Below are 20,972 nucleotides of genomic sequence, written 5' to 3'. Positions count from 1 at the left end.
TACTGACCATCCGGTCAGGAGTCCGCGCCTCGCTGGTGATTCAGCGCTGTGCTATCGTTGCGGCATCATTCCGTTACGATCCAAGAGAATCCCTGCATGAAGGTGGCTGTCTGGGCGACAGAGCGCGTGTTTCGCTGCAAGCACGCAGTGCTTGTCGGTCTGCTCTGTTTGCTGGCGGGCGCTGCCGTCGCGCAACCGCAAACGCCGCCCGGCATGGCCGAACAGCGGGCGCAGGCGGTCACCCAGGTTGTGCTGGGTATTCTCAGTTACGCACGCTGGCCGGTAGAGCCTGCGCAACTGCGCCTGTGCATCGTCGGCCCCACTGAATACACCGATGATCTGGTCAAGGGCACTACTCAGGCCACCGGCAGGCCAGTTGTCGTGCATCGTCTGCTGGCCGACAACCCGGCCATCGTCACCGAATGCGATGCGGTGTATATCGGCAAACTCACCGCAGATGAACGCAGTCGGCTGTTCGCTTCGCTGACAGGGCACCCGGTGCTGAGCATCAGCGAGGGCGACGATCAGTGCACGGTCGGCAGTCTGTTCTGTCTGCGCGTCGGCGATGAGCAGGTGTCCTTCGAAGTCAATCTCGACTCTGTTGCCCGCAGTGGCGTGCGCATTCATCCAAGCGTGCTGCAGTTGTCACGCCGCAAATCGGCGGCACAATGAGACTGTTCAGATCCAATACGCGCCCAACGTTAGGCTCGGTTCTCGGCCGTGGGCACCTGACGGTCGCATTGGTGGCAGTGGCGATGGCCAGTGTTTCCCTGACCCTGCTGGGCGTTCTGGCGTTGCGGGTGTATGCCGATCACAACCTGCATTTGATCGCCCGGTCGATCAGCTACACCGTGGAAGCGGCGGTCGTGTTCAACGACAAGGCTGCCGCCACTGAGTCGCTGGCAATGATCGCATCGGCCGAAGAAGTGGCAGACGCTCAGGTGCTGGATGCCCGAGGTCTACTGCTCGCGCGATGGCAGCGACCGGAAACCGGTTTGATCTCTGAGTTGGAAATGCAACTCGCCCGGGCGATTCTGGAAAAGCCGATCGACTTGCCGATCACCCATCAGAATCGCGAGATCGGACGTGTTCTGCTCACCGGTCACGGCGGCAGTCTGATGCGGTTTCTGCTCAGCGGTCTGGCGGGGATCATTCTCTGTACCGCCATCAGCGCCTGGGTGGCGATTTATCTGGCGCGGCGACAATTGCGCGAGATCATCGGCCCGTTGCGCAGCCTGGCGACCGTTGCCCACGCTGCCCGTAGCGAACGAGCGCTGGATCGACGCGTGCCGCCAGCGCAGATCGCTGAACTCGACAACCTCGGCAATGACTTCAACGCCTTGCTCGACGAACTGGAATCGTGGCAAACCCATCTGAAAAGCGAAAACGAGACCTTGGCCCACCAGGCCAGTCACGACAGTCTTACCGGGTTGCCGAACCGCGCCTATTTCGAGGGCCGCTTGATTCGGGCCCTGCGCAATGCCGGCAAACTCAAGGAGCGCGTGGCTGTACTGTTTTTGGACAGCGACCGTTTCAAAGGCATCAACGATAACTTTGGCCATGCGGCCGGTGACGCGGTACTGGTGGCGGTAGCCAATCGGGTGCGCGCGCAATTGCGTGAAGAAGATTTGGTCGCGCGACTGGGCGGGGACGAATTCGCCGTACTGCTCGCGCCTCTGCACAAGGTCGAAGACGCCGAACGCATCGCTGACAAGATTCTCGCGAGCATGGACATGCCGATCGCCCTGCCGGGTGATGCCAGTGTTGTGACGTCGCTCAGTATCGGTATCGCGGTTTACCCCGATCATGGCGTCACCCCCGGTGCGCTGCTCAACGCTGCCGACGCGGCGATGTATCAAGCCAAGCGCCTGTCGCGTGGCGCTCAATCCACGGCCGGGTCGGAGTACCCGGTCAATCCCGTTCAAACCAGGAGCTAATTTCCGTGTTCACTTTTCCTTCTCGACTGTTTTCCACGCTGATGTTGATGGCCATATTGGCGCTGACCGGTTGCCAGACCGCCCCGCAAAAGGGCCTCTCTGCGGCGCAGGTTGCCGTGCTCAAGCAACAAGGCTTCGAGCTGACTGACGATGGCTGGGAGTTCGGCCTGTCCGGCAAAGTGCTGTTCGGCAGCGATGTCGAGAGCCTCAATACACAGAGCACCGAGATCGTCTCGCGCATCGGCAAAGCCCTGTTGGGCGTGGGCATTGAGCGGGTACGGGTCGACGGCCACACCGATGCGTCGGGTAAGGAAATCTACAACCAGCAACTGTCATTGCGCCGGGCCAAGAGCGTCGCCAACGTATTGGGCACGGTTGGCATGAAGCAAGAAAACATACAGCTGCGCGGGCTGGGCAGCAGCGAGCCGGTGGCATCCAACGGTACTGCCGCAGGCCGCACGGAAAACCGTCGGGTTTCGATTGTGGTGAGCGCCGATTAATCGGCGAACTGCATCTCACGGGTCTGCCCCATCAGCAGACCCTGATTACGCTCAGTCACCTCCCTGATGTAATCCCACAACAAGGTAATCCGCTTCAACTTGCGCAGATCCTCCCGGCAGTACATCCAGAACTGCCGGGTAATGTCGATTTCTTCCGGCAGCACCGGCAACAAACGCGGGTCCTGTGCGGCGAGGAAACACGGCAGAATCGCCAGTGAGCGACCTTGCTGCGCCGCGACGAATTGCGCGATCACGCTGGTGCTGCGCAAGTTCGCGCTGGCACCTGGCAGCGCATTCGCCAGGTAAAGCAGCTCCGAGCTGAACGCCAGGTCATCCACATAACTGATGAATTGATGCTTGCCCAAGTCTGCCGGGCGGCGGATCGGTGGGTGTTTGTCGAGGTAGTCCTGGGTCGCATAGAGCTGCAAGCGGTAGTCGCAGAGTTTGCAGCAGACGTACGGTCCGTGCTCCGGGCGTTCCAGTGCGATGACGATGTCGGCCTCACGCTTGGACAGGCTGATGAAGTGCGGCAGCGGCAGGATGTCCACCGAGATGGCCGGGTAGGCGTCGACGAAATGGCTCAGTTGCGGCGTGATGAAAAAACTGCCGAAGCCTTCAGTGCAGCCCATGCGCACATGCCCGGACAGCGCCACGCCAGAGCCTGAAACCTGCTCGCAGGCCATGTGCAATGTGCTTTCAATCGATTCGGCGTATCCCAGCAAACGCTGGCCTTCGGTGGTGAGTACGAAGCCGCTGGTCCGCGATTTCTCGAACAGCAACGTGCCTAACGCCGATTCCAGCGAACTGATCCGCCGCGACACGGTGGTGTAGTCGACCGCCAGCCGTTTAGCCGCGGTGCTGGCTTTGCGGGTGCGGGCAACTTCGAGGAAAAACTTGAGGTCGTCCCAGTTCAGCGAACCTAGAGAGGTGATGTTTTTTTGCATGATGGACGGGCTTATATGTGCGTTCTTATTAGAAGTTTGCACATCTATACTCCAAAAACAGTCCGACAACCAACTCGTGACACACGCCTCATCTCAAGGCGAACCTTTCGCCTTGGCTCCTACGATAAAAACAAGTTTCGGAGACCAGCATGAACGCATCGCTTACGCCCAACGAAACCACGCTGCAGAAGGTCAAACTGCTGATCGACGGCGAGTGGGTCGAGTCGCAAACCACCGAGTGGCACGACATCGTCAACCCGGCGACCCAGCAAGTGCTGGCCAAAGTCCCGTTCGCGACCGCCGCTGAAGTCGATGCCGCCGTCAGCGCCGCCCAGCGTGCCTTCCAGACCTGGAAACTGACCCCGATCGGCGCGCGGATGCGCATCATGCTCAAGCTGCAAGCGCTGATCCGCGAGCACTCCAAGCGTATCGCCGTGGTGCTGAGCGCCGAGCAGGGCAAAACCATTGCCGACGCCGAGGGCGATATTTTCCGTGGCCTGGAAGTGGTCGAGCACGCCTGCTCCATTGGTAGCCTGCAAATGGGTGAGTTCGCCGAGAACGTCGCGGGTGGCGTCGATACTTACACCCTGCGCCAGCCGATCGGCGTTTGCGCCGGCATCACGCCGTTCAACTTCCCGGCGATGATTCCGCTGTGGATGTTCCCGATGGCCATCGCTTGCGGCAACACTTTCGTATTGAAGCCCTCTGAGCAAGATCCGCTGTCGACCATGCTGCTGGTGGAGCTGGCGATTGAAGCCGGTGTGCCAGCGGGCGTGCTCAACGTGGTTCACGGCGGCAAAGACGTGGTTGATGGCCTGTGCACTCACAAGGACATCAAAGCCGTGTCCTTCGTCGGCTCGACCGCTGTCGGCACTCACGTATATGACCTGGCCGGCAAACACGGCAAACGCGTGCAATCGATGATGGGTGCGAAGAACCACGCCGTGGTGCTGGCGGACGCCAATCGCGAGCAAGCGCTGAATGCCCTGGTCGGTGCCGGTTTCGGTGCGGCGGGGCAACGTTGCATGGCCACTTCGGTGGTGGTGCTGGTGGGCGCGGCGAAACAATGGCTGCCGGACCTGAAAGCGCTGGCACAGAAACTCACCGTCAACGCCGGTAACGAGCCGGGCACCGATGTCGGCCCGGTGATCTCGAAAAAGGCCAAGGCGCGGATTCTCGAGCTGATCGAAAGCGGCATCAAGGAAGGCGCCAAGCTTGAGCTGGACGGTCGCGACATCAGCGTGCCGGGTTACGAGCAAGGCAACTTCGTCGGCCCGACCCTGTTCTCGGGCGTGACCACCGACATGCAGATCTACACCCAGGAAATCTTCGGCCCGGTGCTGGTGGTGCTGGAAGTCGATACGCTTGATCAGGCGATTGCGCTGGTCAACGCCAACCCTTTCGGTAACGGCACAGGTCTGTTCACCCAGAGCGGTGCGGCGGCGCGTAAATTCCAGACGGAAATCGATGTCGGTCAGGTTGGCATCAACATCCCGATTCCGGTGCCGGTGCCGTTCTTCAGCTTCACCGGTTCGCGCGGTTCGAAACTCGGCGACCTCGGCCCGTACGGCAAGCAAGTGGTGCAGTTCTACACGCAGACCAAAACGGTCACGGCGCGCTGGTTCGATGACGACAGCGTCAACGACGGCGTGAACACCACCATCAACCTGCGCTGAGGAACATGCCATGAAAATCGCATTTATCGGTCTGGGCAACATGGGCGCACCGATGGCGCGCAACCTGATCAAGGCTGGCCATTCGCTGAATCTGGTCGACTTGAACAAAACCGTGTTGGCGGAGTTGGAGCAGATGGGCGGCACCATCCGCGCTTCGGCCCGCGAGGCTGCCGAGGACGCCGAACTGGTGATCACCATGCTCCCGGCCGCCGTGCACGTGCGCAGCGTCTGGCTCGGTGAAGACGGTGTTCTCGCTGGCATCGGCAAAGGCGTGCCGGCGGTGGATTGCAGCACCATCGATCCGCAGACTGCTCGTGACGTCGCCGCGGCTGCCGCCAAACAAGGGGTGGCCATGGCCGATGCGCCGGTGTCCGGCGGTACGGGCGGTGCGACTGCCGGGACCCTGACCTTCATGGTCGGCGCCACGCCGGAACTGTTCGCCACCCTGCAACCGGTGCTAGCGCAAATGGGCCGCAACATCGTTCATTGCGGTGAAGTCGGCACCGGGCAGATCGCCAAAATCTGCAACAACCTGCTGCTGGCGATTTCGATGGTCGGCGTCAGTGAAGCGATGGCGCTGGGTGATGCGCTGGGGATCGATACGTCGGTGCTGGCCGGGATCATCAACAGTTCGACCGGGCGTTGCTGGAGTTCGGAAATGTACAACCCATGGCCGGGCATCGTCGAAACAGCGCCGGCTTCTCGTGGGTACACCGGTGGTTTCGGTGCTGAATTGATGCTCAAGGATCTGGGCCTTGCGACTGAAGCGGCGCGTCAGGCACATCAGCCAGTTGTACTGGGCGCGGTGGCGCAGCAGCTATATCAGGCAATGAGCCAGCGCGGGGACGGCGGGAAAGATTTCTCGGCGATTATCAACAGCTATCGCAAGCCTGCAATTGAAGGGCAGCGCTGAAAAACTGTGGGAGCGAGTCTGCTCGCGATGACGGCGGTCGCTTCAACAAGGAAGTGACTGACCGTCCGCTTTCGCGAGCAGGCTCGCTCCCACAAGAGAATTGCGTGTATCTGATATTGTTTGCCGGGAAACCACGTCGGGTGGTTTCCCGGCTTTTTTGCATCAGGCAAACACGAAATATTTGCGCACCGTCTCGACCACTTCCCATGTGCCTTTCATCCCCGGCTCAACCACGAAGATGTCGCCGGCGCGCAGGTGGATGGGTTCCATGCCGTCGGGGGTGATCACGCAGTAGCCTTCCTGAAAATGGCAGTACTCCCACTTCACATAATCGACTCGCCACTTGCCCGGCGTGCAGATCCAGGTGCCCATGATCTTGCTGCCGTCTTCGCTGGTGTAGGCATTGAGGTTGACGGTGTGCGGGTCGCCTTCGAGTTTTTCCCATTTGCAGGCGTCGAGTACCGGCAGCGGATGGGTATCGCGCAGAACGGTGATAGGGGCGGTCGCGGTCATGAGAACTCCGGGCTGTGGGCTGTGAACTGAAGTCGCACCCTATAGCGCCCGGTCGCCGGTCAGTTGTCTGTACTCGACATCAAGCTGCTCAGAAACGCGCAGATCGTTAGAGTTTCTCCAGCGGGCATTCGACTCTGGCTCGCTCCAGCTCGACCTCGAACCCTTCGAGTTGCGCGTATTGGCGCGTGAGTTCGGCCATGGTGCGGTTGATCTCGCTTTTTTTCGCTTCTATGGCTTGTTGTGCCAGCGCCCACGGCATCGCCTCACCGTGATGTTCGCAGAAGATCGCCTGCAACTCCTTGAGCCGAAAACCCATGTCTTTGGCGCACTTGATGAAGATCAGCAGTTCGACACTCTGCTGATCGTAGAGGCGGTAGTTACCCTGTCGCCGGGGTGTGGGCAACAGGCCGATCGACTCGTAGTGGCGGATGCTTTTGATGGTGGTGCCGGAACGTTGCGCGGCTTGGCCGATGTACATATAAGTCCCTTTTTCAACAAGTAACAGCGCAGCGCATTATCGGCAGACTCAGCGACTGGCGATAGCCTGCACCTGTCCCAGCCAGGCTTGCCGTTGCTGATCGCTTGAGCCGAGCACCGGCCCGAACGTCAGCGTGCGCAAGGGTTTGATCCCACAGAAATCGAGGGTCGTCTTGCGCACCTGATGCAGCCCGGGCATGCGATAGATCCAGCGGTAATACCAGGGCGGAGTATCCATGGTCACCAGTAAATCGGCGGTGCGTCCCGCCAACAGTTTTTCGGGAAACGCTTTGCCCGAGCGATATTTGAAGGCAAAACCCGGGAGAAACACCCGATCAAAAAAACCTTTGAGCAACGCCGGAATACCGCCCCACCAGATCGGGTAAACCAGTGTCAGATGTTCGGCCCAGAGGATGTCGGATTGTGCCGCGTTCAAGTCATCTTCCAGCGGCTGGATCTGTTGATAACTGTCGCGCAGTACCGGGTCGAAAACCATCTCGCCAAGGCGCAACTGGCGCACCTCGTGTCCGGCATCGAGTGCTGATTGTGTGTAGCGCTCAGCGAGTGCAGCGCAAAAACTCTTGGTCGAAGGATGGCCGAGAATCAGCAGAATGCGTTTGCCCATGGTCATCGTCCCTGCTGTAAAAAAGCCAAGGATGAAGTCTGCCCCTTAGGGGAGAGTCAAGGCTTTGAGCAGCGCTTTGGCGTAACTCGGCAGAGCGCTGAAATCCTTCGCGCACAGCAGCAACGTGCGGCGCGCCCAAGGCTCGTCGAGGGCAACGCTTTTCAATGAGCGTGGCGTTGCGCGTTCGACGGCAGCCAGCGGCACGATCGCCAGTCCGGCCCCGTGGCCGACCATACGCATCACGCCGTCGAAACCGTCGGCGCGAATGCGGATCTGCATGCGCGAGCCGCTGTGCAACGCCTGTTCTTCAAGATAGATCGCCAGTGCGCTGTCGGCGCTCAGTCCTACGAAGTCGTAGCGCAAGGCATCACTGAAACTGACCTCGACGGCGTCAGACAATGGGTGATCCAGCGGCAGAATCAGTACCAGCGGATCGTCGCGAAAGGGCTGGGTTTGCAGGTCGCTGGTGTCGACCGCGTCGGAAACAATCCCAAGATCCGCCGCTCCCTGACGCAAGGCGTGGGTGATGCGGGCGCTGGGCAGCTCTTGCAAGTCGATGTCGAGATTGGGATGGCTGCGCAGGAAGTCCGCGAGCACTTCCGGCAGGTACTCGGTGATTGCGGTGGTGTTGCACAACAACCGCACCTGACCTTTGACGCCTTGTGCGTATTCGGCGAGATCCTGCTGCATGCGTTCGGCTTGTTGCAGGAGGACGCGTGCGTGGTGGGCCAACGCTTTGCCGGCCGGTGTCGGGGTGACGCCACGGCGACCGCGCTCCAGAAAGTCAGCGCCGAGTGAGGCTTCCATTGCACGAATTCGCGCACTGGCGGCGGCGAGGGACAGATGGCTGCGAGCGGCGCCGGCGGTGATGTTGCCGGTGTCGAGGATGTGCAGGTAGAGGCGCAGGTCGGTGAGGTCGAAGTGCATGGGCAGCCTCTGGTTTTGTGGTTTATGGATAGACCCCATCGCTGGCAAGCCAGCTCCCACAGGGTTTTGTGTGTACTCAGGTTTTGAATGCAACCGATAAACCTGTGGGAGCTGGCTTGCCAGCGATGGGGCCAGTTGCCTTAATGAATTTCCAAGCCTCTTGCATTGGTAGAGGCTGTCTCAGTATATGGCAGATTTTCAGTCAGTCCCGACTGGCGCACAGTAGCGCCATGAACACACTCGCAGATTTCTACCAAAACCTCGGTCTGGCCCTGTCCCTGCTGGTCATCGCCACATTCGTGCTCGCCGGTCTGATCAAAGGCGTCATTGGCCTCGGCCTGCCCACCGTCGCCATGGGGCTGCTCGGTCTGGCTATGGCACCAACACAGGCTGCTGCGTTGCTGATCATCCCGGCAACATTGACCAACGTCTGGCAACTGGCGTTTGGCGGTCACTTGGAAGGATTGATCAAACGCCTCTGGCCGATGCTTTTGATGATTTTCCTCGGCACCGGTATCGGCACGTTATCGATCGGCATGGTCGGCGGACATTGGGTGGTTCGCGGATTGGGCGCGGCGCTGTTGCTGTATGCGTTGAGCGGGCTATTGCTGCCGACGCTGCACATAAAGCCGCGCCATGAGCGATGGCTTGGCCCGGTCTGCGGGGTGATCACCGGCGTTATCACTTCAGCCACCGGAGTCTTCGTGATTCCCGCAGTGCCATACCTGCAAGCGCTGGGTTTGAATCGCGATGAACTGGTGCAAGCGCTCGGGCTGTCGTTTACCGTCTCGACCCTGGCGTTGGCCGGCGGCTTGCTCTGGCGTGGCGCGTTGGGTGGCGGTGAATTGAGCGCTTCGCTGCTGGCGCTGGTTCCGGCAGTGCTTGGCATGTTGCTCGGCCAATGGCTGCGTCAGCGAATCAGCGCGGTGCTGTTCAAGCGCGTGTTCTTCATCGGTCTGGGCGCGCTCGGCGCCCACTTGCTGATCAGCGGCTAGCCGACGATTCACTGAGCATGTCGATCGAGCGAATGTCGAAATCTCGCTCCAGAAACTCCATGCGCTGCTCGAAAAACTGCTTCATGTGCGGCAGGTTCGAGTGCACATCGAGATGCGCCTGGGATGCCCAGATCTCGTAGAAGATGAACAGCGTCGGATCTTCTTTGTCGCGCAGCATGTGGTATTCGATGCAGCCCGGCTCGGCACGGCTTGGCTCGACATAGGCACGGAACAGCGCTTCGAAAGCCGCGGCTTTTTCCGGACGGGTCTTGGCGTGCAGGATGAAACCCAGGCGTTCACTCATCGGAACAACTCCTCAAATTCAGATGGCTGCGAATTCTACGGCAACAATCTGCTGTCGATTCGTGCTTTTTAATCAAATGTATTTTGCGCAACCACGGCTTATTCCGCGCGAGGTCGATCGTTAATCTGCCGCCATTCAATTTTCCCTTCTTCACCCAGCCCGATGGCTGCGCCGAGGCTTTCTCATGAAAAAAGTGTTGTTGCTCAATGGCGGTAAAAAATTCGCTCACTCCGACGGTCGCTACAACACCACCCTGCACGAAACCGCGCTGAGCGTGCTGGATCGCGGCGGTGTCGACGTCAAGACGACCTTCATCGACGAGGGGTATGACGTCGCTGAAGAGGTCGCCAAATTCCTCTGGGCCGACGTGATCATTTATCAAATGCCAGGCTGGTGGATGGGCGCGCCGTGGACGGTAAAAAAGTACATTGACGAAGTCTTCACCGAAGGCCACGGCAGCCTATACGCCAGCGATGGTCGCACCCGTTCCGATGCGTCGCAGAAGTACGGCAGTGGTGGTCTGGTCCAGGGCAAGCAATACATGCTCTCACTGACGTGGAACGCGCCGCAGCAAGCGTTTGATGACCCGACTGATTTCTTCGAAGCCAAGGGTGTGGACGCGGTGTACTTCCCGTTTCACAAGGCCAATGAGTTTCTGGGCATGACCGGGTTACCGACGTTTCTGTGTGTTGACGTGATGAAGCGCCCGAACATCGAGAATGATGTGGCGCGCTACGAGCAGCATTTGAGCGAGGTGTTTGGCCTCAAGGCTTGATTGGTTTCGGGCTACTATCGGTTGTAACAGCAAAAGATCGCAGCCTTCGGCAGCTGCTACAGGGAAACGCATTTCACTGTAGGAGCTGGCGAAGGCTGCGATCTTGGCGATTTCAAAGAGGACACCCGTGAAAGCCAGATCCGATGAGTTGCAGATTTTCGTCTGTGTGATCGAGTGCGGTTCGATTTCTGCCGCTGCCGAGCAGGTCGGGCAGACGCCGTCGGCCGTCAGCCGCACGTTGTCGCGGCTGGAAGCCAAGCTTGATACCACGCTGATCAACCGCACCACGCGGCGCATGGACCTGACCGAGGAGGGCAAGTATTTCTTTGAGCAGGCCAAGCTGATTCTCGATCAGATGGAGCAACTCGAAGAACGCCTGTCCTCACGCCAGCAAACCCCGTCCGGACGCCTGCGGATCAACGCCGCGTCGCCGTTCATGCTGCACGCCGTCGTGCCCTACATCGACGAATTCCGTCAGCTCTACCCGGACATCCAGCTCGAACTCAACAGCAATGACCTGATCATTGACCTGCTGGAACAAAGCACCGACGTCGCCATCCGCATCGGCACCCTCGCCGATTCGACATTGCATGCGCGGTCGCTGGGTTGCAGCCCGCTGCTGATCGTCGCCAGCCCTGCCTATCTGAAAACCCACGGCACGCCGCTGCAAGTGGCCGACCTCAGCGAACACGCCTTGCTCGGTTTTACCCAGAACGAAGGCCTCAATCAGTGGCCGTTGCGTTACGTGCACGGTGACCGCTGGCCCATCACCCCGGCCATCAGCGCCTCCAGCGGCGAAACCGTTCGGCACTTGGCGCTGGAAGGGCAGGGCATCGCGTGCCTGTCGCACTTCATGACCATCGACGACATCCGCGCCGGGCGTTTGAAGGTCGTGCTGGCGGAATTCAACAGCGGTTATCGCCAACCGATCAACGCCGTTTACTACCGTAACTCGCAACTGGCGCTGCGGATTCAGTGCTTCCTCGACTTCATCCAGAGCAAACTCGCGGCTTACGCCAGCGCCGATTTCAAAGGCTGATTCGTGACCTCTGCGCAACAGTGATTTGGGCGAGCGCGGGTTTTTCGGCCGCCGTCGTCGGTCGATACTCGTCCCATCACTTACTCACGCAGGGAGTTTCTCCATGAACGTATTCGTCACCGGCGCTGCCGGTTTTATCGGCGGCTCCATCGCTACCGGTCTGGTTCAGGCCGGCCACAATGTTACGGGTCTGGTGCGTAGCGCCGAACAAGCCGATGAACTCAAAACACTGGGCATCACCCCGGTGATCGGCACCCTCGACGACAAAACACTGCTCGCCGAACAGGCCCGCGCTGCCGACGCAGTGATCAACGCCGCCAGCAGCGACCATCGCGCTGCGGTTGAGGCCTTGCTCGACGCTTTGCGCGGCTCCAATAAAGTATTCCTGCACACCAGCGGTTCGAGCATCGTCGGCGATGCATCCGGCGGCAAGTCTAGCGACGTCATCTACTACGAAGACAACCTTCCCGAGCCGACCGTCGACAAAGCCGCACGCGTGGCCATCGACAACCTGATCCTCGATGCAGCGAAGGATGGCGTGAATTCGGCCGTCATCTGCAACACCTTGGTCTACGGCCACAGCCTGGGCGTCAACCGCGACAGCGTGCAATTGCCGCGCTTGCTGAAACAGGCGCGCAAAAGCGCTGTGGTTCGCCACGTCGGCACGGGTCAGAACATCTGGTCCAACGTACACATCGAAGACGTCGTCGCCCTGTACCTGCTGGCGCTGACCAAAAACGTCCCCGGCACGTTCTACTTTGTCGAAAGCGGCGAAGCGTCGTTCATCGACATGACCACCGCCATGGCGGAAGCCCTCAACCTGGGCCAGCCACAAGACTGGCCACTGCAAGACGCCGAAGCCGAGTGGGGCTATGAAATGGCCAACTACGGCCTCGGCTCCAACAGCCGGGTACGCGGCAAACACGCCCGCGAACTGCTGGGCTGGACGCCGAAACGCACCTCGGTGGTTGAATGGATTCGTAACGAAATGGTGTGATTGGTACACCAGTTCCCATAAGTTTTGCGCATTCTGTTTGGAGGTATGCGATCAAAACTGTGGGAGCGAGCCTGCTCGCGAAAGCGGTGCTTCAGTCGCTAGAGATGTTGATTGTCAGGTCGCCTTCGCGAGCAGGCTCGCTCCCACATTTTGATTTGTGTTTGCCTGCCAGCCATGAAAATCCCGCCCCCCAATTTTCATTAATCACGACAAGACATATCCATCCGCGACACCTCTTGCCTCTCCACGAAAATTACTTTCATGCGGTTTGAAATCTCGATCTCGAAATGATTTATGAGTTTCACAACCCATTCGAACGTGACCCTTTCGAGGAGTACCGCATGACGCCTTCTTTCGGCTATTGGCTGCTGGTGTATGCCGCCGTGGCCATCATCGCTTTGATAGTGTTGATCGCCCGTTATCGACTCAATCCGTTCATTGTCATCACGCTGATTTCCATTGGTCTGGCACTGGTGGCGGGCATGCCGCCGTCGGGTGTGGTGGGTGCGTATGAGGCCGGGGTCGGCAAGACGCTCGGGCACATTGCGCTGGTGGTGGCGCTGGGGACGATGCTCGGCAAGATGATGGCCGAGTCTGGTGGCGCGGATCAGATGGCGCGCACGTTGATCGACAAGTTCGGCGAGAAGAACGCGCACTGGGCGATGGTCTGCATCGCGTTTCTGGTCGGGCTGCCGCTCTTCTTCGAAGTCGGTTTTGTGTTGCTGGTGCCGATTGCGTTCACCGTGGCGCGACGGGTGGGTGTCTCGATCCTGATGGTTGGTTTGCCCATGGTTGCCGGCCTCTCGGTGGTGCATGCATTGGTGCCGCCACACCCGGCCGCAATGCTGGCGGTGCAGGCGTATCAGGCGTCGGTAGGGCAGACCTTGTTGTATGCAATCGCGATCGGGATTCCTACGGCGATCATCGCCGGCCCGCTGTACGCCAAATTCATCGTCCCGCGCATTCAGTTGCCGGCGGATAACCCGCTGGAAAAACAATTCCTCGACCGCGAGCCACGCGACAAGCTGCCGAGCTTCGGCATCACCATGGCGACCATTCTGTTGCCGGTGGTGCTGATGCTGATCGGCGGTTGGGCCAACCTGATTTCGACGCCGGGCAGCGGTTTCAATCAGTTCCTGTTGTTCATCGGCAACTCGGTGATCGCGCTGTTGCTGGCGACGTTGCTGAGCTTCTGGACGCTGGGCATCGCCCAAGGTTTCAACCGCGAATCGATCCTCAAATTCACCAATGAATGCCTGGCGCCAACCGCCAGCATCACCTTGCTGGTGGGGGCGGGCGGTGGTTTGAACCGGATACTGGTCGACGCTGGCGTAACCGATCAAATCGTCGGCCTCGCTCACGAGTTTCATCTGTCGCCGCTGCTCATGGGTTGGCTGTTTGCCGCTCTGATGCGTATCGCTACCGGTTCGGCGACTGTGGCGATGACCACCGCGTCCGGCGTGGTTGCGCCTGTGGCCATTGGTCTGGGATATCCACACCCCGAACTGTTGGTGCTGGCGACCGGGGCCGGGTCGGTTATCTTTTCCCACGTCAACGACGGCGGCTTCTGGTTGATCAAGGAATACTTCAACATGACGGTCGCGCAGACGTTCAAGACCTGGACCGTGCTTGAGACGTTGATCTCGCTGGTCGCTTTCGGTCTGACCGTCGGCCTTTCTTACCTGCTGTAACCGGAGCCCGCCGCCATGGACATCCTCTACCAGATCCGCGCCCGTCAGGATTCCTTCAGCGCCGGCGAGGGCCGTATCGCCAGACTGATGCTCGACGATGTCGGCTTTGCCGCCTCCGCCAGCCTCGAAGATTTGGCGCAACGAGCGGAAGTCAGCACCGCCACGCTGTCGCGATTTGCCCGTACCGTCGGTTGCCGCGACCTGCGCGATCTGCGCCTGCAACTGGCCCAGGCCAGCGGCGTGGGCAGTCGTTTTCTCGACCCGGCGGGCACGCCTGAACAGTCGGCGTTTTACGGGCAGATTGTCGGCGACATCGAGACAACGTTGCGTCAGCACTTGGCCGGGTTCGATGAATCGCGTTTCGCTGATGCGGTAAAACTGCTCGGCCAAGCGCGGATGATCCACGCCTTCGGCATGGGCGGCTGCTCGACCCTGTGCAGCGATGAATTGCAGGTGCGCCTGGTACGGCTCGGCTATCCGATTGCGGTCTGCCATGACGCGGTGATGATGCGCGTCACCGCCGCCAGCCTCAACGCCGAACAGGTAGTCATCGTCTGCTCGCTGACCGGCATCACCCCGGAATTGCTGGAGACCGTCGAACTGGCGCGCAACTACGGCGCGCGCATCCTCGCCATCACTCGTGCCGACTCGCCGCTGGCGGAACTGGCTGACATCGTCCTGCCGCTGCAAGGCGCAGAGACATCGTTCATCTACAAACCGACGGCGGCGCGTTACGGCATGTTGCTTGCCATCGACGTGCTCGCGACCGAGCTGGCGCTGGCCAGTCCTGAAGACAATCAAGAACGTCTGCGGCGCATCAAACTCGCTCTCGACGAATACCGTGGCGGCGACGATCACCTGCCGCTGGGAGACTGACATGCTGTACGACACCCTGATTCGCAACGCCCTGATCATCGATGGCAGCAACACACCCGGCTATAGCGCTGACGTGGCGATTCTCAACGGTCGAATCGAGCGCATCGGCGACCTGCGCGATGCCCAGGCCACCGAAGCAATCGACGCTGCCGGCCGCGTGCTGGCGCCGGGTTTTATTGACGTGCACACTCACGACGACACCGTGGTCATCCGTCAGCCAGAGATGTTGCCAAAGCTCAGCCAAGGCGTGACCACGGTGATCGTCGGCAATTGTGGAATCAGCGCTTCGCCGGTCAGTTTGAAAGGCAATCCGCCGGACCCGATGAACCTGCTCGGCACCGCAGCGGCGTTTGTTTATCCACGGTTCAGCGATTACCGCGCGGCGGTCGAAGCGGCCAACATCACGTTGAACGTTGCCGCGTTGGTCGGTCACACTGCGCTGCGCAGCAATCACCTCGACGACCTGTTTCGCACCGCAACCCCTGCCGAAATCACCGCGATGCGCGAGCAGTTGCGCGAAAGTCTTGAGGCTGGCGCACTTGGTTTGTCCACAGGTCTGGCTTACGCCAGCGCCTATAGCGCCTCCACCGATGAAGTCATGCAACTGACCGAAGAACTGTCGGCATTCGGCGCGGTGTACACCACTCATCTACGCAGCGAATTTGCCCCGGTGCTGGAGGCGATGGATGAGGCATTTCAGATCGGGCGCCACGCTAAATCGCCAGTGATCATTTCCCACCTCAAGTGTGCCGGTGTCGGCAACTGGGGGCGCAGTCCGCAGTTGCTCGCCTCGCTGGAAGAGGCAGCGAAAACCCATCCGGTCGGCTGCGATTGCTATCCGTATGCGGCGAGTTCCTCGACGCTGGATCTGAAACAAGTCACCGACGCGCACCGCATCACCATCACCTGGTCGACGCCACACCCGGAAGTCAGTGGCCGCGACCTGATCGACATCGCCGCTGAATGGAACGTGCCGCTGCTCGACGCCGCCAAACGCCTGCAACCGGCGGGCGCGGTGTACTACGGCATGGACGAGGCGGATGTACGAAGAATCCTCGCGCATCCGCTGTCGATGGTGGGCTCTGACGGACTGCCGGAAGATCCGTTCCCGCATCCACGCCTGTGGGGCGCTTTCCCCCGGGTTCTTGGACATTTCAGTCGTGACGTCGGACTGTTTCCGCTGCACACGGCGGTGCACAAGATGACCGGTCTGTCGGCGGCGCGGTTTGGCTTGAAGGAAAGAGGCGAGATTCGTGAAGGAAACTGGGCGGATCTGGTGTTGTTCGATCCGGCGACCGTGCGCGATGTTGCGGATTTCCATGATCCGCAACGGGCGGCGCAGGGGATTGACGGGGTGTGGATCAACGGTGTTTTGAGTTACAGCGATGGTCAGGCAAATGGTCGAAGGGAAGGGCGGTTTCTTGCGCGCCAGGGCGATTTGCGCGACGGCTTTAGTTGATGTTTCGCGCAGTGCGTCACAGTGATGGCACATTGCGACTAAAGAAAACCATCAACAAGCCGAAGTGCTGACATCCAGCCCGGCTACACTCTTGGGCCAACCAGTCAGGGAGCAACCCATGAGCTTCGGCAAAACCACCCCGATCCTGCGGATTTTCGATGAAGCCAAAGCCGTAGAGTTCTACGTCGACTTCCTCGGTTTCAAGATCGACTGGCAGCATCGTTTCGAAGCGAACTTCCCGTTATATCTGCAGGTGTCGCGTGGCGAATGCGTGCTGCATTTATCCGAGCATCATGGCGATGCCTCGCCGGGTTCGGCGTTGCGCATCGAGACCGATGAGCTTGAGGCGTTTCAGCAGCAATTGGAGGCCAAGGAATACAAGTTCTCGCATCCGCAGATTCAGGCGACGCCGTGGGGTAGCCAGGACATGACCATTGCCGATCCGTTTGGGAATCGGTTGGTGTTTACCAATGCGATTAGTGTTTGAGCCTGGAAGCCCCTCATCGGAACGCCGCCCGCCTAATCCTCTCCCCCCGGGAGAGGGCTGGGGTGAGGGTAAAAAATCGCAAGCCAACCAAAAAGCCCGCTGCCCAACCACTACGGTCTTGCAGCGGGCTTTTTCGCTACTCAGTCGGCACTAATCTGTCCAGCACCCGGTTAACTGCCAGCTCTGCCAGCATCACGACTTGCGCGATGCCTTGCAGGGTTTTGCGGTGGGTGCCTTCCACCATTGCTACGTGGTTGTTAAGCATGACGGTGGCCGAGCCGAGCGTTTCACTGGCATCTGCCAGCAGGGATTCGTTATCGGACTCGGGGCTGGCCATGTACAGCGCGTTGGGTTTGTAAGGCGCGGCCATGATCTCGGCGGTTGGCGGGCCGAGGTAGTGGTCGAGGGCGCGCTCGGCGGCTTCGTGGAATTTCTTTGAATCGGGGGATTCGTAGGGCGAGGCCGGGTCGGTGACCGGCGGGTTTGGCGTTACTTTGAACATTTACCAGATCCTCATTGGAGGCTGGCCAACGCTTCTCTACTAAAAGAAGTGGAGGCAGCTGTGCGCAGGTTAGTAGACCGGGGATCTGGGAAACCGGCGCGCCCGAAGGCGCCCTGCGCACAGCCACCATAACGTTCAGGCAAGGCCTGTCGATCTGATGAGCTATACGCCCCAAACATGCCGGGCTACTAAACCCGATCACTGGAAATCAGTGACGGATCCAAGTTACGCAGCAAGGCCAGGGCGCACAAGCCGGCGGATTCTGGCTTAGGCGTAGGCCGCGGCGCAAGGATTTGTAGGCTCTTGGGCGTAACACAGAGTGTCTTTAAACATCATGGAGGTAGCGGGTTTATTGCGCTAAATATGGCGTGGATTTACCTGTCGGATTGAGGTGCGGCGACGGACGCCTTCGCGAGCAGGCTCGCTCCCACAGTGAGTTGTGCTGTCCACAAAACCTGAGTCCACTACAGTTCAACTGTGGGAGCGAGCCTGCTCGCGAAGGGGCCCGCGCAATCACCCCCGGTGCGTCTGCCGAAACTCCCCGGGCGGCATCCCCCGCCGGCTCTTGAATGTGCGATGAAACGACCTTGGTTCGGTAAACCCCAGATACTGCGCAATGTCCTGAATCGGCAACGTGCTGTTCAACAGATAGTGCTCAGCCAACTCCTGCCGCAGATCATCCAGAATTTGCTGATAAGACGTGCCCGCCTGATGCAACTGCCGCTGCAACGTGCGCACCGACACAGCAAGATGCTCGGCCACCTGCTCCTTGCGGGGCAGGCCCTCCTTTAGCAACTGACGCAAAATGCTCTTCACCTGTTGCGCAAGCGACGCATCCTCCAGGGTCGCCATCAAACCCATCGCATGCTCTTCCAGCGTGCGCAGCAATTGCGCATCGGCCTGACGCAGCGGCAACTGCAAATACGCCGGCGGCACAATCAACGCTGAATACGGTTGATCGAACAGCACCGGGCAATCGAAAAACGCTTCGTACTGCGCCAGCGTCACCTCGTCAGGACACGAATGTTCCAGCCAGACTGCCGCTGGCGACATCTGCGTATCAGCGATCCAGCGCGCATATTGCAGCCACGAACCGAGGACGTTTTCCACCAGATGCCGACGAATCCGCGGGCGCTGATAACGGCAGGTCCAGATCAGGTGTACTTGGCCATCCTGCACCTCGGCGCGGCTGACGCCCATGTCGCCCACCAGTTTCTCGAACGGCATGATGCGGCTCATCGCATGGCCCAGGGTCGCGCAGTTCATGGTGATGTAACCGAGCACACTCCATGAATTGGGCAGCACAAAATTCGCGGCGTTGAGCCCGAACAGCGGATCGCCCGAGTGCTCGCAGAAATAATCGAGCAACTTTTCATGCGCCTCACCCGGCAAGCGCAGGGTGTTGTCGCTCAACTGCTGCGCCTGCAACCCGGCCGCCGCCAACGCAGGCTCGATGGCCATGCCCAATTGCTCGGCATGGCGCAGGTACTTGAGCAGCGGCGGAACGGAGGTGAAGCCGAGCGATTGCATGATCGTATTCCCTTGATCAAAGCGTGCATGAGCGGATGAATCCCTGAAAGGTAATTTGAAACCACGGCTAAAGTAAATGGCTGACGCTTGCGCGACGTTTGACTCAATTGGCTACACGAACTGGCCGGATGCGACCGTGACACTTTTCGGCCGCCGACTAGTATGGACGCCTGAAATATCGCTGATAAGAACCGAAAAAGGACACACGCATGCGACGCTGGAACGGCTGGGGAGATGCAACCACGGTGGTCGAACTGCCGGCCCAGGGCGCGAGTTTTCTCGCCGAACGGTTGGGCGACGGTCGAGCGCTGCCCGATGCGACGCTGGAAACGGCGCTGGCCCGCGTGCCTGAATCGCGGTTGCGGGCTCACACGTTGTACAGCGTCGATGCTCATGACCGGTTACTGCACGCTCGCGGCCAGAGCCTGCCGGATTGGCTGGCGTTACGCGAAGGCACATTGGGCCATTATCCCGATGCGGTGGCATTCCCCGAGACAGCCGAGCAGATTCGCCAATTGCTGGGGCTCGCCCATGAACAAGACCTGTGCCTGATTCCTTACGGCGGCGGCACGTCGGTGGCCGGGCACATCAACCCGCCAGATTCCGCTCGGCCGGTAGTGACGGTGTCGCTGGCGCGGATGAATCGTCTGATCGACCTTGATGAACACAGCCTGTTGGCGACTTTCGGCCCCGGTGCCAGTGGTCCGCAGGTGGAAAGTCAGTTGCGGGCGCGGGGTTACACGTTGGGGCATTTTCCGCAGTCGTGGGAGCTGTCGACGTTGGGCGGTTGGGTTGCCAGTCGTTCCAGCGGCCAGCAATCTCTGCGTTATGGGCGAATCGAGCAATTGTTCGCCGGGGGCACGCTGGAAACGTTCGCCGGCCCTCTGCAAATCCCCACGTTCCCGGCCTCGGCCGCCGGCCCCGATCTGCGTGAAGTGGTGTTGGGCTGCGAGGGGCGTTTCGGGATCATTTCCGAGGTCAAGGTGCGGGTCAGCGCACTGCCCGCCGATGAACGTTTCTACGGCGTTTTTCTGCCGAGCTGGAGCAAAGCGCTGCAAGCCATCCGCCAATTGGCTCAGGCGCGGGTTCCGCTGTCGATGTTGCGCCTGTCCAACGCGGTGGAGACCGAAACGCAACTGGCGTTGGCCGGCCATCCGCAGCAGATCGCCTGGCTGGAAAAGTACCTGAGCTTGCGTGGAGCAGGCGAGGGCAAGTGCCTGCTGACCTTCGGCGTGACCGGCAATCGTCGGCAAAATGCGCTGTCGCTCAGGCAAGCGCGGCAGCATCTCAAAGCCTTTGGCGGCGTATTCACCGGCACCTTGCTCGGCAAGAAATGGGCACAGAACCGCTTCCGTTTCCCCTACCTGCGCGAGAACCTGTGGAACGCCGGTTACGTGGTCGACACCCTCGAAACCGCCACCGACTGGAGCAACGTCGACAACCTGCTCAACCTCATCGAAAACAGCCTGCGCGATGCCTTGGCCGCTGAAGGCGAGCGGGTGCATGTGTTCACTCATCTGTCCCACGTCTACGGCGAGGGTTCGAGCATCTACACCACCTACGTGTTTCGCCCTGCGGCGGATTACCCCGCGACGCTGGCGCGCTGGCAGGCGCTCAAGCACGCGGCCAGCCAGACCATCGTCGACAACCACGGCACTATCAGTCACCAGCACGGCGTGGGCAAGGATCACGCGCCGTACCTGCTGCGCGAGAAAGGCGCGCTGGCGATGGACACCTTGCAGGCGCTGAGCCGGCACTTCGATCCGGCCGGGCGCCTCAACCCCGGCACGCTGTTACCGGAGTGA

At 60.1% G+C, this 20,972-nt stretch carries 22 protein-coding genes; 14 read left to right on the top strand and 8 right to left on the bottom strand.

Annotated elements, in window-relative coordinates; all coding sequences use genetic code 11:
* The first annotated feature begins 96 nt into the window (after window positions 1–96).
* The 3 genes from JJD74_RS03775 to JJD74_RS03765 are packed head-to-tail and all read left to right on the top strand — an operon-like array spanning window position 97 to window position 2,437.
* Entirely contained in the window at window positions 97–672 is a 576-nt protein-coding gene (locus JJD74_RS03775; protein ID WP_042557537.1) for a YfiR family protein, read from the top strand.
* Window positions 669–1,937 carry a diguanylate cyclase domain-containing protein gene (locus tag JJD74_RS03770; protein WP_200611459.1) on the top strand — a complete coding sequence of 423 codons (1,269 nt, stop codon included), beginning with the start codon at window positions 669–671 and terminating at the stop codon, window positions 1,935–1,937. Before JJD74_RS03775 ends, JJD74_RS03770 begins: the two co-directional genes overlap by 4 nt.
* Window positions 1,938–1,978: 41 nt before the next feature.
* On the top strand, window positions 1,979–2,437 hold the full coding sequence (locus JJD74_RS03765; protein ID WP_200611496.1) for an OmpA family protein: 459 nt from the start codon (window positions 1,979–1,981) through the stop codon (window positions 2,435–2,437).
* Here the strand turns inward: JJD74_RS03765 and JJD74_RS03760 are convergent.
* Window positions 2,434–3,381 carry a LysR family transcriptional regulator gene (locus JJD74_RS03760; protein WP_200611493.1) on the bottom strand — a complete coding sequence of 316 codons (948 nt, stop codon included), beginning with the start codon at window positions 3,379–3,381 and terminating at the stop codon, window positions 2,434–2,436. The genes JJD74_RS03765 and JJD74_RS03760 overlap by 4 nt on opposite strands.
* A 149-nt stretch (window positions 3,382–3,530) precedes the next feature.
* Between JJD74_RS03760 and JJD74_RS03755 the strand changes: the two genes are divergently transcribed.
* Both JJD74_RS03755 and mmsB read left to right on the top strand, forming a co-directional pair.
* Complete coding sequence (locus JJD74_RS03755) at window positions 3,531–5,057, top strand: CoA-acylating methylmalonate-semialdehyde dehydrogenase (RefSeq protein ID WP_047299658.1); 1,527 nt, start codon at window positions 3,531–3,533, stop codon at window positions 5,055–5,057.
* A gap of 10 nt (window positions 5,058–5,067) precedes the next feature.
* Window positions 5,068–5,970, top strand: a complete 903-nt coding sequence (gene mmsB / locus JJD74_RS03750; protein ID WP_042557542.1) for a 3-hydroxyisobutyrate dehydrogenase — start codon at window positions 5,068–5,070, stop codon at window positions 5,968–5,970.
* 162 nt (window positions 5,971–6,132) lie between these two features.
* Here the strand turns inward: mmsB and JJD74_RS03745 are convergent, their stop codons facing one another.
* The 4 genes from JJD74_RS03745 to JJD74_RS03730 all read right to left on the bottom strand — a co-directional run bounded on the left by JJD74_RS03745 (window position 6,133) and on the right by JJD74_RS03730 (window position 8,512).
* Entirely contained in the window at window positions 6,133–6,483 is a 351-nt protein-coding gene (locus tag JJD74_RS03745; RefSeq protein ID WP_023969491.1) for a cupin domain-containing protein, read from the bottom strand.
* Between the two features lie 106 nt (window positions 6,484–6,589).
* Complete coding sequence (locus tag JJD74_RS03740) at window positions 6,590–6,961, bottom strand: MerR family transcriptional regulator (RefSeq protein ID WP_042557543.1); 372 nt, start codon at window positions 6,959–6,961, stop codon at window positions 6,590–6,592.
* A gap of 48 nt (window positions 6,962–7,009) precedes the next feature.
* Window positions 7,010–7,585: an NAD(P)H-dependent oxidoreductase gene (locus JJD74_RS03735; RefSeq protein WP_200611453.1), complete on the bottom strand. Its 576-nt coding sequence runs from the start codon at window positions 7,583–7,585 to the stop codon at window positions 7,010–7,012.
* Between the two features lie 45 nt (window positions 7,586–7,630).
* Window positions 7,631–8,512, bottom strand: a complete 882-nt coding sequence (locus tag JJD74_RS03730) for a LysR substrate-binding domain-containing protein (protein ID WP_200611450.1) — start codon at window positions 8,510–8,512, stop codon at window positions 7,631–7,633.
* 230 nt (window positions 8,513–8,742) lie between these two features.
* Between JJD74_RS03730 and JJD74_RS03725 the strand changes: the two genes are divergently transcribed.
* Window positions 8,743–9,507 (top strand): sulfite exporter TauE/SafE family protein, encoded by a 765-nt coding sequence (locus JJD74_RS03725; RefSeq protein ID WP_200611446.1) that lies wholly within the window; start codon window positions 8,743–8,745, stop codon window positions 9,505–9,507.
* On the opposite strand, the gene JJD74_RS03720 is transcribed toward JJD74_RS03725, so the two are convergent.
* Complete coding sequence (locus tag JJD74_RS03720; RefSeq protein ID WP_042557547.1) at window positions 9,497–9,811, bottom strand: putative quinol monooxygenase; 315 nt, start codon at window positions 9,809–9,811, stop codon at window positions 9,497–9,499. The genes JJD74_RS03725 and JJD74_RS03720 overlap by 11 nt on opposite strands.
* A gap of 184 nt (window positions 9,812–9,995) precedes the next feature.
* On the opposite strand from JJD74_RS03720, the gene JJD74_RS03715 reads away from it, so the two are divergent.
* The 7 genes from JJD74_RS03715 to JJD74_RS03685 all read left to right on the top strand — a co-directional run bounded on the left by JJD74_RS03715 (window position 9,996) and on the right by JJD74_RS03685 (window position 17,135).
* Window positions 9,996–10,586: an NAD(P)H-dependent oxidoreductase gene (locus JJD74_RS03715; protein WP_042557548.1), complete on the top strand. Its 591-nt coding sequence runs from the start codon at window positions 9,996–9,998 to the stop codon at window positions 10,584–10,586.
* Between the two features lie 127 nt (window positions 10,587–10,713).
* Entirely contained in the window at window positions 10,714–11,625 is a 912-nt protein-coding gene (locus JJD74_RS03710) for a LysR family transcriptional regulator (protein WP_200611443.1), read from the top strand.
* Between the two features lie 103 nt (window positions 11,626–11,728).
* A complete protein-coding gene (locus JJD74_RS03705) occupies window positions 11,729–12,622 on the top strand; it encodes an NAD-dependent epimerase/dehydratase family protein (RefSeq protein WP_200611440.1) in 894 nt (297 codons plus the stop codon).
* A 341-nt stretch (window positions 12,623–12,963) separates the two neighbouring features.
* Entirely contained in the window at window positions 12,964–14,313 is a 1,350-nt protein-coding gene (locus JJD74_RS03700; RefSeq protein ID WP_115148412.1) for a GntP family permease, read from the top strand.
* Between the two features lie 15 nt (window positions 14,314–14,328).
* Entirely contained in the window at window positions 14,329–15,189 is an 861-nt protein-coding gene (locus tag JJD74_RS03695; protein WP_042557552.1) for a MurR/RpiR family transcriptional regulator, read from the top strand.
* 1 nt (window position 15,190) lies between these two features.
* Window positions 15,191–16,648: an N-acyl-D-amino-acid deacylase family protein gene (locus tag JJD74_RS03690; RefSeq protein ID WP_200611438.1), complete on the top strand. Its 1,458-nt coding sequence runs from the start codon at window positions 15,191–15,193 to the stop codon at window positions 16,646–16,648.
* Between the two features lie 118 nt (window positions 16,649–16,766).
* Entirely contained in the window at window positions 16,767–17,135 is a 369-nt protein-coding gene (locus JJD74_RS03685) for a glyoxalase superfamily protein (protein ID WP_200611436.1), read from the top strand.
* A gap of 136 nt (window positions 17,136–17,271) precedes the next feature.
* Here the strand turns inward: JJD74_RS03685 and JJD74_RS03680 are convergent, their stop codons facing one another.
* Together JJD74_RS03680 and gliR are read right to left on the bottom strand one after the other, a co-directional pair.
* Window positions 17,272–17,637 carry a DUF6124 family protein gene (locus JJD74_RS03680; RefSeq protein ID WP_042557555.1) on the bottom strand — a complete coding sequence of 122 codons (366 nt, stop codon included), beginning with the start codon at window positions 17,635–17,637 and terminating at the stop codon, window positions 17,272–17,274.
* 513 nt (window positions 17,638–18,150) lie between these two features.
* On the bottom strand, window positions 18,151–19,167 hold the full coding sequence (gene gliR, locus JJD74_RS03675) for an AraC family transcriptional regulator GliR (RefSeq protein ID WP_200611435.1): 1,017 nt from the start codon (window positions 19,165–19,167) through the stop codon (window positions 18,151–18,153).
* Between the two features lie 209 nt (window positions 19,168–19,376).
* Between gliR and JJD74_RS03670 the strand changes: the two genes are divergently transcribed.
* The gene (locus JJD74_RS03670; RefSeq protein WP_150596470.1) at window positions 19,377–20,972 is read left to right on the top strand and encodes an FAD-binding oxidoreductase; all 1,596 of its coding nucleotides are present in this window, start codon (window positions 19,377–19,379) and stop codon (window positions 20,970–20,972) included.

It is taken from the genome of Pseudomonas sp. MF6776, assembly GCF_016613125.1.
Taxonomy (GTDB): Bacteria; Pseudomonadota; Gammaproteobacteria; order Pseudomonadales; family Pseudomonadaceae; genus Aquipseudomonas; species Aquipseudomonas iridis.
Note: the sequence above shows the minus strand (reverse complement) of the source record. Positions and strands in the feature narration are given on the sequence as shown.

What these genes read in the sequence shown, in the direction of transcription:
- JJD74_RS03765 (WP_200611496.1), top strand. Translation starts at nt 1,979, where the DNA reads ATGTTGATGGCCATATTGGCGCTGACCGGTTGCCAGACCGCCCCGCAA.
- JJD74_RS03735 (WP_200611453.1), bottom strand. Translation starts at nt 7,585, where the DNA reads ATGGGCAAACGCATTCTGCTGATTCTCGGCCATCCTTCGACCAAGAGT.
- JJD74_RS03715 (WP_042557548.1), top strand. Translation starts at nt 9,996, where the DNA reads ATGAAAAAAGTGTTGTTGCTCAATGGCGGTAAAAAATTCGCTCACTCC.
- JJD74_RS03775 (WP_042557537.1), top strand. Translation starts at nt 97, where the DNA reads ATGAAGGTGGCTGTCTGGGCGACAGAGCGCGTGTTTCGCTGCAAGCAC.
- gliR (WP_200611435.1), bottom strand. Translation starts at nt 19,167, where the DNA reads ATGCAATCGCTCGGCTTCACCTCCGTTCCGCCGCTGCTCAAGTACCTG.
- JJD74_RS03685 (WP_200611436.1), top strand. Translation starts at nt 16,767, where the DNA reads ATGAGCTTCGGCAAAACCACCCCGATCCTGCGGATTTTCGATGAAGCC.
- JJD74_RS03700 (WP_115148412.1), top strand. Translation starts at nt 12,964, where the DNA reads ATGACGCCTTCTTTCGGCTATTGGCTGCTGGTGTATGCCGCCGTGGCC.
- JJD74_RS03770 (WP_200611459.1), top strand. Translation starts at nt 669, where the DNA reads ATGAGACTGTTCAGATCCAATACGCGCCCAACGTTAGGCTCGGTTCTC.
- JJD74_RS03745 (WP_023969491.1), bottom strand. Translation starts at nt 6,483, where the DNA reads ATGACCGCGACCGCCCCTATCACCGTTCTGCGCGATACCCATCCGCTG.
- JJD74_RS03755 (WP_047299658.1), top strand. Translation starts at nt 3,531, where the DNA reads ATGAACGCATCGCTTACGCCCAACGAAACCACGCTGCAGAAGGTCAAA.
- mmsB (WP_042557542.1), top strand. Translation starts at nt 5,068, where the DNA reads ATGAAAATCGCATTTATCGGTCTGGGCAACATGGGCGCACCGATGGCG.
- JJD74_RS03695 (WP_042557552.1), top strand. Translation starts at nt 14,329, where the DNA reads ATGGACATCCTCTACCAGATCCGCGCCCGTCAGGATTCCTTCAGCGCC.
- JJD74_RS03670 (WP_150596470.1), top strand. Translation starts at nt 19,377, where the DNA reads ATGCGACGCTGGAACGGCTGGGGAGATGCAACCACGGTGGTCGAACTG.
- JJD74_RS03730 (WP_200611450.1), bottom strand. Translation starts at nt 8,512, where the DNA reads ATGCACTTCGACCTCACCGACCTGCGCCTCTACCTGCACATCCTCGAC.
- JJD74_RS03690 (WP_200611438.1), top strand. Translation starts at nt 15,191, where the DNA reads ATGCTGTACGACACCCTGATTCGCAACGCCCTGATCATCGATGGCAGC.
- JJD74_RS03680 (WP_042557555.1), bottom strand. Translation starts at nt 17,637, where the DNA reads ATGTTCAAAGTAACGCCAAACCCGCCGGTCACCGACCCGGCCTCGCCC.
- JJD74_RS03740 (WP_042557543.1), bottom strand. Translation starts at nt 6,961, where the DNA reads ATGTACATCGGCCAAGCCGCGCAACGTTCCGGCACCACCATCAAAAGC.
- JJD74_RS03705 (WP_200611440.1), top strand. Translation starts at nt 11,729, where the DNA reads ATGAACGTATTCGTCACCGGCGCTGCCGGTTTTATCGGCGGCTCCATC.
- JJD74_RS03725 (WP_200611446.1), top strand. Translation starts at nt 8,743, where the DNA reads ATGAACACACTCGCAGATTTCTACCAAAACCTCGGTCTGGCCCTGTCC.
- JJD74_RS03760 (WP_200611493.1), bottom strand. Translation starts at nt 3,381, where the DNA reads ATGCAAAAAAACATCACCTCTCTAGGTTCGCTGAACTGGGACGACCTC.
- JJD74_RS03720 (WP_042557547.1), bottom strand. Translation starts at nt 9,811, where the DNA reads ATGAGTGAACGCCTGGGTTTCATCCTGCACGCCAAGACCCGTCCGGAA.